Annotated in this window: 11 protein-coding genes; 6 read left to right on the top strand and 5 right to left on the bottom strand. The window is 72.2% G+C overall.

Features of this window, described 5'->3' with window-relative positions; translation table 11 throughout:
• Positions 1–93 precede the first annotated feature (93 nt).
• Genes ABZ471_RS29640 through ABZ471_RS29660 form a run of 5 tightly spaced genes read right to left on the bottom strand, consistent with a single transcriptional unit; the run spans position 94 to position 5,746 of the window.
• A complete protein-coding gene (locus ABZ471_RS29640; RefSeq protein WP_359070618.1) occupies positions 94–1,404 on the bottom strand; it encodes a DUF58 domain-containing protein in 1,311 nt (436 codons plus the stop codon).
• On the bottom strand, positions 1,404–2,393 hold the full coding sequence (locus tag ABZ471_RS29645; protein WP_359070682.1) for a MoxR family ATPase: 990 nt from the start codon (positions 2,391–2,393) through the stop codon (positions 1,404–1,406). Before ABZ471_RS29645 ends, ABZ471_RS29640 begins: the two co-directional genes overlap by 1 nt.
• Positions 2,393–3,589 carry a DUF4350 domain-containing protein gene (locus ABZ471_RS29650; protein WP_359070619.1) on the bottom strand — a complete coding sequence of 399 codons (1,197 nt, stop codon included), beginning with the start codon at positions 3,587–3,589 and terminating at the stop codon, positions 2,393–2,395. The genes ABZ471_RS29645 and ABZ471_RS29650 overlap by 1 nt, the downstream gene beginning before the upstream one ends.
• Positions 3,586–4,368 (bottom strand): DUF4129 domain-containing protein, encoded by a 783-nt coding sequence (locus ABZ471_RS29655; protein WP_359070621.1) that lies wholly within the window; start codon positions 4,366–4,368, stop codon positions 3,586–3,588. The genes ABZ471_RS29650 and ABZ471_RS29655 overlap by 4 nt, the downstream gene beginning before the upstream one ends.
• Positions 4,369–4,372: 4 nt before the next feature.
• Entirely contained in the window at positions 4,373–5,746 is a 1,374-nt protein-coding gene (locus ABZ471_RS29660; protein ID WP_359070622.1) for a glycerophosphoryl diester phosphodiesterase membrane domain-containing protein, read from the bottom strand.
• 140 nt (positions 5,747–5,886) lie between these two features.
• On the opposite strand from ABZ471_RS29660, the gene mtnA reads away from it, so the two are divergent.
• From mtnA to raiA, 6 genes are all read left to right on the top strand, one after another.
• Positions 5,887–7,029, top strand: a complete 1,143-nt coding sequence (gene mtnA / locus ABZ471_RS29665; protein ID WP_359070623.1) for an S-methyl-5-thioribose-1-phosphate isomerase — start codon at positions 5,887–5,889, stop codon at positions 7,027–7,029.
• Positions 7,030–7,199: 170 nt separating this feature from the next.
• Complete coding sequence (gene mtrA / locus ABZ471_RS29670) at positions 7,200–7,889, top strand: two-component system response regulator MtrA (RefSeq protein WP_220784158.1); 690 nt, start codon at positions 7,200–7,202, stop codon at positions 7,887–7,889.
• Position 7,890: 1 nt separating this feature from the next.
• Positions 7,891–9,996, top strand: coding sequence for an MtrAB system histidine kinase MtrB (gene mtrB / locus ABZ471_RS29675; RefSeq protein WP_359070624.1), 2,106 nt, complete (start codon positions 7,891–7,893; stop codon positions 9,994–9,996).
• Positions 9,986–11,821: an LpqB family beta-propeller domain-containing protein gene (locus ABZ471_RS29680; RefSeq protein ID WP_359070626.1), complete on the top strand. Its 1,836-nt coding sequence runs from the start codon at positions 9,986–9,988 to the stop codon at positions 11,819–11,821. The genes mtrB and ABZ471_RS29680 overlap by 11 nt, the downstream gene beginning before the upstream one ends.
• 147 nt (positions 11,822–11,968) lie before the next feature.
• Positions 11,969–12,925 carry a ComF family protein gene (locus ABZ471_RS29685; protein ID WP_359070628.1) on the top strand — a complete coding sequence of 319 codons (957 nt, stop codon included), beginning with the start codon at positions 11,969–11,971 and terminating at the stop codon, positions 12,923–12,925.
• 280 nt (positions 12,926–13,205) lie between these two features.
• Positions 13,206–13,931, top strand: coding sequence for a ribosome-associated translation inhibitor RaiA (gene raiA, locus ABZ471_RS29690; RefSeq protein ID WP_359070684.1), 726 nt, complete (start codon positions 13,206–13,208; stop codon positions 13,929–13,931).
• Positions 13,932–13,986: the final 55 nt, after the last annotated feature.

Genomic DNA, 13,986 nt, shown 5'->3' on the forward strand with positions numbered 1-13,986 from the left:
CAAAATTTGGGAAAACCCCCGCATCGAAAGATGCGGGGGTTTTCTGCGTTCCGGGGATATATCCGCCCCGAGGGGGCGGCAGGCGGATTCGATTCAGAGTCGGCCGGCCGCCTTCAGAGCGAGGTACGCATCCGCCAGGGCCGGGGCCAGCTCGTCCGGCGTAGCGTCCACGACCGTCACTCCATGACGACGGAGCTGTTCCGCCGTGCGTTGACGTTCGCTCTGTGCTTGAGCGGCCGCTGCGGCCTCGTACACCGCCTCGGCGTTCCCCCGGGCCTGCGCCATCTGTGCGACGTGCGGGTCGGCAACAGAAGCGACGAGGACGGTGTGGCGCTGAGTGAGCTGCGGGAGCACGGGCAGCAGGCCCTGCTCCACCGGTGCTGCGTCGAGTGTCGTGAGCAGCACGATCAGAGAACGTCGAGGGGCCGTACGCAGGGCCGTCGCTGTGAGGCCGCGGGCGTCGGTCTCCACGAGTTCCGGCTCCAGCGTCGCCATCGCGTTCACCAGGGACGGCAGGACATCGCCGGCAGACCGGCCCTGGACCAGGGCACGGACCCGGCGGTCGTAGGCCAGCAGGTCCACGCGGTCACCGGCGCGGGACGCCAGAGCCGCGAGGAGCAGGGCCGCGTCCAGGGAGGCGTCCAGACGTGGGATGTCGCCCACGCGGCCGGCCGAGGTGCGGCCGGTGTCGAGAACCACGAGGATGTGGCGGTCCCGTTCGGGGCGCCAGGTGCGGACGGCCACCGTGGACTGGCGGGCAGTGGCGCGCCAGTCGATCGAGCGGGTGTCGTCGCCGGGGACGTACTCGCGCAGGCTGTCGAACTCGGTGCCCTCGCCGCGGGTGAGCACGCTGGTGCGGCCGTCGAGTTCACGCAGTCGCGCGAGTCTCGACGGCAGGTGCTTGCGGCTGGTGAACGGCGGCAGGACGCGTACCGTCCAGGGAACGTTGTGGGTGCCCTGGCGGGAGAAGAGCCCGAGGGGGCCGTAGGAGCGGATCGTCACGCGGTCGGCCTGACGGTCGCCGCGGCGGGTGGGGCGCAGCCGGGTCGTCACGCGCCGGCGTTCGCCGGCCGGGATCGTGACGCGGTGGCGGGAGCCCTCGATCTCGGTGCCCGGCTGCCAGCTGCTGGGTGGCCACGCGTCACGCAGGCGGGCCCGCAGAAGACGGCGGGACGGGTTCGTGATCGTGAGCGTGACATCGGCACTCTCGCCGAGACGTGCGGACGTGTCGCCGGAGCGGGACAGGACGAGCCGTCGTACGGGTGCCGCGAGCGCGGCATCGCAGGCGCAGGCCAGGGCCAGGGGAGCGTTGACCGCGAGGATGCCCGTCCAGCCGGGTTCCAGGATGCCGACGGGGATCGAGCCGAGGGCCGCGAGCAGGGCGGCGCGTCCGGTGAGCGCCATCAGCGGGGGACCGGGACGTGGGCCAGGACGGCATTGATGACGGAGTCCGCGGTCACGCCCTCCATCTCGGCCTCGGGGCGCAGCTGGACCCGGTGGCGCAGGGTGGGCAGGGCGAGGGCCTTCACGTCGTCGGGGATGACGTAGTCGCGGCCCGTCAGCCAGGCCCAGGCCCGGGAGGTGGACAGCAGGGCGGTGGCACCGCGCGGGGAGACGCCGAGGGTGAGGGACGGCGACTCGCGGGTGGCGCGGCAGATGTCCACCACGTAGGCGGTGATCTCGGGAGAGACGGTCGTCTTGGCGACCGCGGTGCGGGCCGCGTCGAGGTCGGCCGGACCGGCGACAGGGCGAACACCGGCTGCGTGCAGATCGCGCGGGTCGAAGCCCGAGGCGTGGCGGGTGAGGATGTCGATCTCGTCCTGGCGCGCGGGCAGAGGGATCGTCAGCTTGAGGAGGAAACGGTCCAGTTGGGCCTCGGGGAGGGGGTATGTGCCCTCGTACTCGACGGGGTTCTGGGTCGCGGCGACCAGGAACGGCTCTGGGAGCGGGCGCGGGGTGCCGTCGACCGTGACCTGGCGTTCCTCCATGGCCTCCAACAGGGACGACTGGGTCTTGGGCGGAGTGCGGTTGATCTCGTCCGCGAGGAGGAGGTTGGTGAAGACCGGACCCGGCTGGAAGGAGAACTCGGCGGTGCGGGTGTCGTAGACGAGGGAGCCGGTGACGTCGCTCGGCATCAGGTCCGGGGTGAACTGGACGCGTTTGGTGTCGAGTTCGAGTGCGGATGCGAGCGTGCGGACGAGCAACGTCTTGGCGACGCCGGGAACTCCTTCGAGGAGAACGTGCCCGCGGCACAGGAGGGCGACGACGAGTCCGGTCACGGCGGGGTCCTGGCCGACCACGGCTTTGGCGATCTCGGCGCGCAGGGCTTCCAGAGAGGCCCGCGCGGCGGCCGAGCCCCCGGTGTTCCCGGCGTTGTCAGTGGTCGGGTCCATCATGGACGGCGTACCTCTCTTTCGAGGGTGTCGAGTTGGTCGGTGAGGGCGATCAGGGCCGCGTCGTCGCCGGGCGGCGGTCCGAAGAGGAGCGGGTGCAGGGTCTGTCCGTCGCCGTGGAGGTGGGTGGACAGGGCGGGGAGCAGGGCTTCGGGCGCGTGCGCCTGGGCTACGGGGACGCCGACGAGGGGGGCGAGGCGCGTGCGGGTGGTGGAGCGAAGAGCGGCGGCCGCGCGGTCGCGGGCGTTGGCCTTGCGGTAGAGGCGAGCGCGGCCTTCGACGGTTTCGGAGGCGCGGATCGCGACGGGGAGTTTTTCGGGCACGAGGGGGCCGAACCGGCGTGCCCGCCAGAAGGCGGCGAGAACTGCGGCGATGAACAACTGCAGGGTGCCCCAGAGCCAGCCCGAGGGAAGCAGGTCCAGGAAGCTCTTCCGTTCGCCGGTGCCGGCGGCGGAGGTGTCGGAGAGCGAGGGGAGGTACCAGACCAGATGGGGGCGGGAGCCGAGGAGTTGGAGGGAGAGCGAGGCGTTGCCCTGCTTGTCGAGGCGCTTGTTGAAGAGGATGTCGGGCGCGCCGAGCACGACGGTGTCGCCGCCTCCGGAGGCCGCCGGGAGGCGCAGCAGGGTGGCGAGGCGCTGGCTGAGGTAGCAGGAGTCGGCATTGAGGTGGGTGGTGGTGTAGCGGATGCCACCGGTGTCGGCGCTGCCCGCGCGCCGGGCCTCGGGCAGGGTGCAGTCGGGGGCGAGCGTCGAGTCGAAGCTGGTGGCGGGGTCCGCGGTGACACCGGGTGCGAGTCGCTCGACGGACGAGCTGCCGGCGGCGACGAGGACGGTGCGGCCGCCGGCTTCCGCCGTCGCCGAGTGCAGCCTGGTCTGTTGACGGGGGGTCAGGAGGTCGGGGGCGGCGACGAGGAGCGTGGTGTCTGGTCCGGCGGCGGCGCGTGCCGCGTCGAGCGAGGTGACCACGCGCGTGGACACGCCCCGGTCGGCGAGGAGTTCGGAGACGGCGCGGCTGCCATAGGGGTCGGCGGAACGCGGGTCGAGTTCGCCGTGCCGGGCCTGGGAGCGGACGGCGGCGATCGCGATGGCCGCGACCAAGATCAGCACGACGGCGAGGACGATGCCCCGCGCGCGGGTCCACACCTGGCGGGCGCTGGGCGACGCCGAGGTGGTGGGCAGCGTGGCCTCGGCGGTCATTCGGCGGCCCCCTGGTCGGTGTGGTGGGCCGTGCTGGTGGCGCTGCTCGTGAGTGTCGGCCGGCTGCGCTCCAGGTCGCGGTCGAGTTCGGCGATGCGCCGGTACGACTGCTCGCTCGCCCTGCGTCCGCCGTATGTGACGTCGTCGAACTCCCGGGCGGCGGAGCCCAGTCGGTCCGTGTGGGCGGGGAGGGTGCGGCCGGCCTCGGCGGCCGCTTCGTCGGCGGTGCGGCCGGGCCGGACGTCGAGCAGGGTCCGCTCCTCCAGGGAGCGGACGATGGCCCGCATGCGTTCCTGGACGGCCTGGTTCCAGTGGCCCTGGGCAGCGTGTGCCTCGCTGGCCGCGCGGTGCTCGGCGGCGCTGCGCGGGCGGTCCTCGAACAGGGCCGCCGCGGAGACCGGTTGGCGGCGCGGGGTGCCCAGGCGCCACCACAGGGCAGCCAGGACGGCGACGATGAACAGGACCACGACGAGCAGGCCGAGTGTGCCGCCGGGTGTCGCCGATGCGGCCGTGCTGAACAGCCTGTCCAGCCAGTCCCAGAAGGCGTTCAGGGCGCGCTGGATCAGGCTGGGGTCGTTCTCGTGGTACATCCGCTTGGACAGCTCACGGCGCGCCGCTTCCCGCGCGGGATCGCGCGGAATGGTCACGGGCGGCTCGTCGCCCGAGCCGCCGACTGCCAGGACGGTGGTGTGCGCCGCGCCCAGCAGTCCTCGTACGGCCGATCCGGCGGGGCCCGGCAGGGCCGGTGCCGCCGTGAGAACTCCCCCCGTCAGGCTCACCGCATCAGCTCCCGGGGACGGGGCCGGGGGCACCGGTGCCGTAGCCCTGGACGCCGGCGGCGCGGGCCAGTTCGAGGTCGAGGGCCTCGCGGCGGATGCGCTGGTCGATGTACAGGAGCACGGTGACGCCCGCGTTGATCGGGAGCGTGAGCATGGAGCCGATCACCGAGCCGATGCCGCTGATGATCAGGAAGGTCCAGCCGGGGTTCTGGGCGTCGGCGGCGAACAAGCTCGCCGTGCCGTCGCCGCTGACGGCGGCCGCGATGAGGGCGAAGGGGATCACGACGAGCGACGAGACGATGTTGGCGATGATCCCGGCGAGCAGCTGGATGCCGAGGACGCGCCACCAGGAGCCGCGCACCAGCTTCACGGAGCGGCCCATCGACTTCACGATGCTCTGCCGCTCCAGCATCAGCGCGGGCGAGGCCAGGGAGAAGCGGATCGCCAGCCACACCGCGACGACGACGGCAGCGAGGATGCCGAGGACGAGCAGCGCGATGCTGGCTCCCTCGTTTCCGCCGGCGACGGCGACGATGATGCCGGGGAGGGCGCCGCAGAGCACGACGCCGACGGAGATGAGGCCCAGCAGGATGAGCAGACCGAACAGCTTCGGCACCTGCGGGCGGGCGTCCCGCCAGGCCTCGCCGGCGCTGACCGGCTTGCCGAGCACGGCGCGGCTGGTGACCGTCGTGAGCAGGGCGGTCGCGATGATGGTGCCGACGACGGTGATCACGGCGACGACACCGGCGCCGGCCATGAGCGCGCCGAAGGCCCGGAGTACCTCGCTCGCCGAGGCGCTGGGGTCGTTGAGGGCGTCGGTGGTCTCGCTGTCGTTCAGCAGGAAGCCCTGGAGGAGGATCACGCTCAGCTCGGTGAGGACCGCGACCGTGAGCGAGATACCGAGGACCGTGCGCCAGTAGGTGCGCATGGTGGAGACGGCGCCGTCGAGGATCTCGCCGACACCGAGCGGGCGCAGGGGGATGACGCCGGGCTTGGCCGCAGGCGGGGGGCCGCCCCAGCCGCCGCCCCAGGCCCCGTAGCCACCGGGGGTGCCGTAACCGCCGTGGCCGCCGGGAGGACCGCCGTACGGGCCGCCTACCTGCCCGCCGGGCTGCACGCCGCCCCAGCCCGGGCCGGGCGGTGGGGGCGGCGGGGCCTGGCCGGGGCTCGGCGGGCCCGTGGGCGCGGACCACTGACCGGGCGGGGGCTGCTCGTTGGACCACTTCGTGCCTGGGCCCTGTGGGTCTATGCCAGGCTGTGCGGCCGGTTCGGCGGGGCCAGGACGGTCGGCGGGCCCGGCGGGGCCGGACGCGCCGGGTTCCCGCCCGTCGGACGACGGGTCGGATCCGGGCGAGGCCCAGCCCGGAGTGTCTGTCATCGAAGCTCCTTCACGGTGCCCGTCCGCGGTCGCGACGGCAGGTTGGCAGACATCGTGCCATGGGGTGGTCATCGCATGACCGGCCGCGGTAGGGGCTGCACTCCTTCAATTGTCCGCCGGATACGGGGCAGACTGACCGCATGGCTGATCAGCACGCGCAATCCGGCGAGGACAAGCGGCCGACCGAGATCCCCGTGATCCGATGGGAGGAACCACCCGAAGGTCCCGTAGTGGTCCTTCTCGATCAGACGAGGTTGCCTGCCGAGGAGGTCGAGCTGGTGTGCACGGACGCGTCGGCGCTGGTGGAGGCGATCCGTTCGCTCGCCGTGCGCGGTGCGCCGCTGCTCGGGATCGCGGGTGCGTACGGCGTCGCGCTCGCCGCCGCGCGGGGCTTCGAGGTCGAGGAGGCCGCGCGGGCGCTCGAGGGTGCCCGGCCCACCGCGGTGAACCTCTCCGTCGGGGTGCGCAGGGCCGAGTCCGCCTACCACGCGGAGCTGGCCAGGACCGGCGACTCCGGTGCGGCGGCGACCGCGGCTCTGGCCGCGGCGCGGACGCTGCACCGGGAGGATGCCGAGGCCAGCACCCGGATGGCCGCACACGGCCTGGCGCTGCTGGACGAGCTGCTGCCGGGTGGCGGGCAGCGGATCCTGACCCACTGCAACAGCGGATCGCTGGTGTCGGGCGGGGAGGGGACGGCGTTCGCGGTGGCTCTCGCCGCGCACCGGGAGGGGCGGCTGCGGCGGCTATGGGTGGACGAGACGCGTCCGCTGCTGCAGGGGGCCCGCCTGACGGCGTACGAGGCGGCTCGCCACGGCATGGCCTACACCTTGCTCACCGACAACGCGGCCGGTTCGCTGTTCGCGGCGGGTCAGGTGGATGCGGTGCTGATCGGGGCGGACCGGATCGCGGCCGACGGTTCGGTGGCGAACAAGGTGGGGAGCTATCCGCTCGCCGTGCTCGCGCGCTACCACCATGTGCCGTTCATAGTGGTGGCGCCGGTGACGACGGTGGATCCGCAGACGCCGGACGGCGCGTCCATCGAGGTCGAGCAGCGCCCCGGCTTCGAAGTGACCGAGGTCACAACACCCCAGGGGGCGGCGACGGGAGCAGGAGGCGGGATTCCGGTGGCGCCCCTGGGGACCCAGGCCTACAACCCGGCGTTCGACGTGACGCCTCCCGAGCTGGTGACGGCGATCGTCACCGAGGAGGGAGCCGTTTCGCCGGTGACGGCCGAGGCGCTCGCGGAGCTGTGTGCGCGGTCGCGTCAGGTGACGACAGGCTAGTCATGGGCCCCGGACCCATGGGGCGACAACCGACGTAGCGCGGCAGGGCGGTCACCGACAGCATCGGCGGGCCCCGACTCTCAGGGGCAGACAGTGACGGCCCCGTACGACTATCGTCACCGGCCAGTGACCTCGCTCACCAGCGCCTCTGTCACTGTTACGAGAATGGGATGATGTCGTTTATGAAGGGACGAGTCCTTGTCGTCGACGACGACACCGCACTGGCCGAGATGCTCGGCATCGTGCTGCGTGGTGAAGGTTTTGAGCCGTCTTTCGTAGCCGACGGCGACAAGGCGCTGGCCGCTTTCCGTGAGACCAAGCCCGACCTGGTGCTGCTGGACCTGATGCTGCCCGGCCGGGACGGTATCGAGGTGTGCCGCCTGATCAGGGCGGAGTCCGGGGTGCCGATCGTGATGCTCACGGCCAAGAGCGACACCGTCGATGTCGTCGTGGGCCTGGAGTCGGGCGCCGACGACTACATCGTCAAGCCGTTCAAGCCGAAGGAGCTGGTGGCCCGGATCCGGGCGCGGCTCAGGAGGTCGGAGGAGCCGGCGCCGGAGCAGCTCACCATCGGTGACCTGGTGATCGACGTGGCCGGGCACTCGGTGAAGCGGGAGGGGCAGTCGATCGCGCTGACCCCCCTGGAGTTCGACCTGCTGGTCGCGCTCGCGCGCAAGCCGTGGCAGGTGTTCACGCGTGAGGTGCTCCTGGAGCAGGTGTGGGGCTACCGGCACGCCGCCGACACCCGCCTGGTCAACGTGCACGTTCAGCGGCTGCGCTCCAAGGTCGAGAAGGACCCGGAGCGGCCGGAGATCGTGGTGACCGTCCGTGGTGTCGGTTACAAGGCCGGACCGAGCTGACATGTCCGGGGACAGGACCGCTTCGGCCCCCGGCGCGTCCGGGGCCCGTCCGGGGCGGTCCGTCGGCCGGACGGCGGCGGGTTCGCGCTGGGGACGCCTCTTCGAGGGCGGGTTGCTGCAGGGCGGGGTCCAGGGCAGCCCGGTCGTCCGCCTGTTCATGCGCTGGGTCCGCCGTCCGCTGCTGCCCGTGATGCGGCTGTGGCGGCGGAACATCCAGCTGCGGGTCGTCGCCACGACCCTGCTGATGTCCCTGGGCGTCGTTCTGCTGCTGGGATTCGTCGTGATCGGGCAGGTGCGCAACGGCCTGTTGGACGCAAAGGTGAAGGCGTCGCAGAGCCAGGCCACCGGCGGGTTCGCGGTGGCCAAGCAGAAGGCCGACGAGGCCGCCAGCGGCACGGGCGCGGGTACCGGCGGCGGTGACGGCACCGCCACGGCCGACGGACGGCAGTCGCAGAACGTCATCCAGTGGATGAGTGACCTCGTCGAGTCGCTCTCCAGCGGCGGCGCCGGCGCCTTCGACGTCGTGACGCTGCCCGTGGGCGACGACAGCGGCGGCGGGCGCAGCCCCCGCGGCTCCGGAAACGTCAACCCCTCCTCCAGCGTGCCCGCAGACCTGCGCGACCGGATCAACAGCAGTACGACGGCCGCTCAGAACTACACGCGGATCGTCTACTACAACGGCAAGGAGTCCCAGCCGGCGCTGGTCATCGGCAAGCAGGTCAACGACCCCAACGGGCACCCGTACGAGCTGTACTACCTCTTCCCGCTCACGCAGGAGGAGAAGTCCCTCAGCCTGGTCAAGGGCACGCTCGCGACCGCCGGGCTCTTCGTCGTCGTACTCCTGGGTGCCATCGCCTGGCTCGTGGTGCGGCAGGTCGTCACGCCGGTGCGGATGGCGGCCGGGATCGCGGAGCGGCTGTCCGCCGGGCGGCTGCAGGAGCGGATGAAGGTCACCGGCGAGGACGACATCGCGCGGCTCGGCGAGGCCTTCAACAAGATGGCGCAGAACCTCCAGCTGAAGATCCAGCAGCTGGAGGACCTCTCGCGGATGCAGCGGCGGTTCGTCTCGGACGTGTCGCACGAGCTGCGGACGCCGCTGACGACCGTGCGCATGGCCGCCGACGTCATCCACGAGGCGCGTGAGGACTTCGATCCGGTGACCGCGCGCTCGGCCGAACTGCTCGCCGACCAGCTGGACCGGTTCGAGTCGCTGCTCGCGGACCTGCTGGAGATCAGCCGCTTCGACGCGGGCGCGGCGGCGCTGGAGGCCGAACCGATAGACCTCAGGGAGGTCGTGCGGCGCGTGGTCGGCGGGGCGGAGCCGCTCGCCGAGCGCAAGGGGACCCACATGCGCGTCATCGGCGACCAGCAGCCCGTGGTCGCCGAGGCCGACGCCCGGCGGGTGGAGCGCGTACTGCGCAATCTCGTCGTCAACGCCGTCGAGCACGGCGAGGGCAAGGACGTCGTCGTCAAGCTCGCCTCCGCGGGAGGCGCGGTCGCCATCGCGGTGCGCGACTACGGCGTCGGGCTCAAGCCCGGCGAGGCGACCCGGGTCTTCAGCCGCTTCTGGCGGGCCGACCCGGCACGCGCGCGTACGACCGGCGGTACGGGCCTCGGGCTGTCGATCGCCCTGGAGGACGCCCGGCTGCACGGCGGCTGGCTCCAGGCCTGGGGCGAGCCGGGAGGCGGCTCCCAGTTCCGGCTGACGCTGCCGCGGACCGCGGACGAACCGTTGCGCGGCTCGCCGATACCGCTGGAGCCCAAGGACTCGCGGCGCAACCGCGGACTCGACGACGCCGGCCTGCCCCGAGGGGGCGAGGAGAAGCGGGCGACCGTTCCGGTGCAGCCGGGCGGCGGTCAGGGACCGCCGCTGCCGGCGCGCGCCCCGATCGCCCCGCGCCTGGCCGCCGTCACCCCCGCTGCCGACCCGACCGCCCTGCCCGGCAACGGCAACGGCGCACGCGTGGTCCCCCGGCCCACCGGCGGTGCTCGGCGCCCCGACGACAGGCCCGCGGCCGGTCCGGCACCCGACACAGACGCAGGCCGTCCGGATCCGGCCGGGCCGAAGGACTCGACCGAGCCAGGGGAGGCATTTCGTGGGCGCTGACCGCGAGGGGGGCGTCCGGCGCAGGCCGGGACGCGCGGTGGCCTACGCGGCCTGCGGGGTCGTCCTGCTGGCCGGGTGCGCCTCGATGCCCGACAGCGGAGACCTGCGGGACGTCGAGTCCACGCCACGGCAGGACACCGGGGTGCGCGTGTTCGCCATGCCGCCCGCCGACGACGCCCAGCCCGGCGAGATCATGCAGGGCTTTCTGGAGGCACTGACCAGCGACGATCCGCAGTACGACACCGCGCGCAAGTATCTGACCGCCGACGCCGCGCGCGTGTGGCAGCCGGAACAGTCGGCCACCGTCCTCGCGAACGGGCCGAGCATCGTGACCGACGACCACCAGCCCGCCGGCCGAGAGCCGACCGACAGTCTCACCTTCGTGCTGACGGGCAACAAGGTGGCCACCGTCGACGGACAGCAGGCGTACGCGCCCGCCGACGGGTCGTACCGCAACAAGGTGCACCTCACGAAGGACGCGAAGAGCGGGCAGTGGCGCATCGATTCGCTGCCCCAGGGCGTCGTCATGGCCAAGTCGGACTTCCAGCGCAACTACACGTCCGTCAACAAGTACTACTTCGCCTCCACCACGACCGTCAGGGCCACCGGGCAGCCGATCGCGGTCGCCGACCCGGTGTTCGTCCGCGGCAAGGTGGACCCGATGACCCAGGTGGTGCGGTCGCTGCTGAGCGGGCCCACCAGCTGGCTCGGGCCGGTGGTCAGGTCCAGCTTCCCGACCGGAACGGCCCTGCAGAAGGACGTGCCGGGGCTGACGCCGGACGACCAGAACCGGCTGACGGTCCCGCTGAACTCCAAGGCTGCCCGGGTCGGGGCTGCCAAGTGCACGGAGATGGCGACCCAACTGCTGTTCACGCTGCGGAACCTGACGCCGACGCTGGAGTCGGTCGAACTGCAGGGGCCCGGCGGACACCGGCTGTGCGACCTCACCGAGGAGCGTGCCGAGTCCGCCGCCTGGCACGCCTCGGCGCAGCGCCCCGAGTACCTGTACTTCCTCGACGGTAAGCACCGGCTGGTGCGGTTGCCGACCGGGAGCGCCGGGACCAGCGCCGTTCCGGTGCCGGGCCCGCTCGGGGAGGGCCAGAGGGAGCTGCAGTCGGTGGCCGTCTCACGGGACGAGCACACCGTGGCCGGGGTCGGCGCCGACGGCAGGGGGCTGTACGTGACCTCGCTGGCGACCGGCGGCTCGCCCGGGGATGCGGTGGTCACCAGCCATGGGGCGACCGCGACCGACCGGCTGACCACGCCGAGCTGGGACGCCCGCGGCGACCTGTGGGTGGCTGACCGCGACCCACGCCATCCGAAGCTGTACGTCCTGGACCAGGGCTTCGGCAAGCCGGTGGAGGTGACCATCCCGGACCTGGCCGGACGCATCCAGGACGTGCGGGTGGCCGCCGACGGGGTGCGGGTGGCGCTGGTCGTGGAGAAGGACGACAAGCAGTCGCTGCTCCTCGGCCGGATCGAGCGCGGGGACAGGTCGGGGGCGCGTCCCGCGGTCGTCGAACTGCGCTCGTCCGCCCCTGACCTGGAGCAGGTCACCGCCATGTCCTGGGCCGGGGACAGCCGGCTCGTCGTGGTCGGCCTGGAGCAGGGGGGCGTGCATCAGATGCGGTACGTCCAGGTCGACGGCTCCACGCTGGACGGTCCGGCGCCCGCCGCCCTGTCCGGTGTCAAGGCGATCGCCGCGTCCGAGGACGAACGGGTGCCGTTGGTGGCCTACTCGGAGGACGGGATCGTACGACTGCCGTCCGGGGCTCAGTGGCAGAAGGTGGACAAGGACGGGACGGCACCGGTCTATCCGGGCTGAGCCTGTCCGAGGCCGGGAGGCCCGGGCGGGATGTCCGCATCGCTGTCACCCGTGTGGGTGATGAGCCACGAGCGTTCTTCCGGGGTATCCACAGGGCGTTTTCCACAGGGGTGGTCGGTCGTCCCGGGGGTTGGCACAGTGGTGGGCATGCGGAGGTGGTGGCAGGACCTCACCGACCTGGTGCTGCCGGCCGAGTGCGCAGGCTGCGGGGCACTTCGTACGGAGCTGTGTCCGCGGTGCCGCAGGGCCCTGGGCGGAGCCGCGCCGCGGCGGGTTCGGCCGGTCCCGGAGCCGGCCGGGCTGCCGGTGGTGCACGCGGCGGCCGCGTACGCGGGTGAGGTGCGGGCGCTCCTTCTCGCCCACAAGGAGCGGGGTGCCCTGGCGCTCGCGAGGCCCCTGGGCACGGCCTTGGCGGGGGCCGTACGCGCGAGCCTCCGGCCCGGCGGGCCCGATGGCGTACGGGCCGGACGGCTGGGGCCCGATGGCCTGCCGATGGGACAGCTGGGGCTCGATGACGCGGCGGCGGGCGGTCGGGGGCCAGGTGCCGTGGCGGGACGGCAGGCGCCAGGGGCCGTGGTGCTCGTCCCTGTGCCCTCCGCCCGGTGGGCCGTGCGGGCACGCGGGCACGATCCGGTGCGCCGCATGGCACTCGCGGCGGCCGGGGAGCTGCGGCGCACCGGGACACCGGCCCGGGTGGCCGCCGTGCTGCGGCAGCGGCGGGCCGTGGCCGACCAGGCGGGGCTGGACGCCCGGCAGCGCCTGGAGAACCTCGCGGGCGCGCTGGAGGTGACGGCGGGCGGGGTCCGGCTGCTCGGCGGGGGCCGGGTCGTGGTCGTCGACGACCTGATGACGACCGGCGCGAGCCTTGCGGAGGCGGCGCGGGCCCTGCGGGAGGGAGCTGGATTCCGCCGTGATGGGGGTACGACCGTGTATGAGGCCGCTTCTCGGGAAGGAAGGGGGGAACGACGGATCGGAGTACGGTCGGGGAGAGAGAAGTGGGTGCATGGTGCACCGGAAAAGACGGTGCCGAACGCCATCGGAGAGGTGCTCCATGCGGCCGTGATCGCTGCTCCGTGGGATTCTTTCGAAATAGGCAGGAACTGAGCCTGCACGTGCATCGTTGCAGGTAGTGAGAGGGTTAATTCACCTGAACGGAGGTACGCCGCAGTAGAGGGTGACGACATCCGTCCGGGCGAGATATGTTCGGTTGTGAGGAAAGGCGCAGGCCGCACCTCTCATATCCGAGTGCTGTGCTGCGGGTTTTCCGAATCATCCGCGGCCTCGGGGTGGAGATCTTGCCCATGGGGGAGGAGGAGGTGGAAGTCACCGAGTCCGAGGTTCCGGGGCTCACCGGAACCTGGTGCAAAAGGGAGACGCTCCGCCGCTGGAGCGGAGCGATCCGGGAACGGAGTTCTGCGTGGACATCGTCGTCAAGGGCCGCAAGACCGAGGTGCCCGAGCGGTTCCGCAAGCACGTGGCCGAGAAGCTGAAGCTGGAGAAGATCCAGAAGCTCGACGGCAAGGTGATCAGCCTCGACGTCGAGGTGTCCAAGGAGCCCAACCCCCGTCAAGCCGACCGGTGCGACCGAGTGGAGATCACGCTCCGCTCCCGCGGCCCGGTGATCCGGGCGGAGGCAGCGGCCAGCGATCCGTACGCGGCACTCGACCTGGCGGCGGAGAAGCTGGACGCTCGGCTGCGCAAGCAGCACGACAAGCGTTTCTCGCGCCGCGGCGCACGTCGGATCTCGGCGGCCGAGGTTCCCGACCACGTCCCGGGCGCGGCGACGCTCAACGGCAACGGCCTCCCCGTCCACGAGGACGAGACGGACGGAGTGCCGACCAAGAAGATCGGCTCGCTGGAGGTCAAGGGCGAAGGTCCCCTGATCGTCCGCGAGAAGACCCACGTCGCCTCCCCGATGAGCCTCGACCAGGCCCTCTACGAGATGGAACTGGTCGGCCACGACTTCTACCTGTTCGTCGACTCGGAGACCAAGGAACCGAGCGTCGTCTACCGGCGACACGCCTACGACTACGGCGTCATCCACCTCAGCACGGACCCGATGGTCACTGAGGCGCAGCCCCCGGCGGCAGGGGGCACGCTGGGTGGCTGATCCACCCGGCCGAAGCTGAGCCTGTGCCCCTGGAAGCGCGTGTGCGCCCCCAGGG

The sequence above is a fragment of the Streptomyces sp. NPDC005728 genome (assembly GCF_040630895.1).
Lineage (GTDB): Bacteria > Actinomycetota > Actinomycetes > Streptomycetales > Streptomycetaceae > Streptomyces.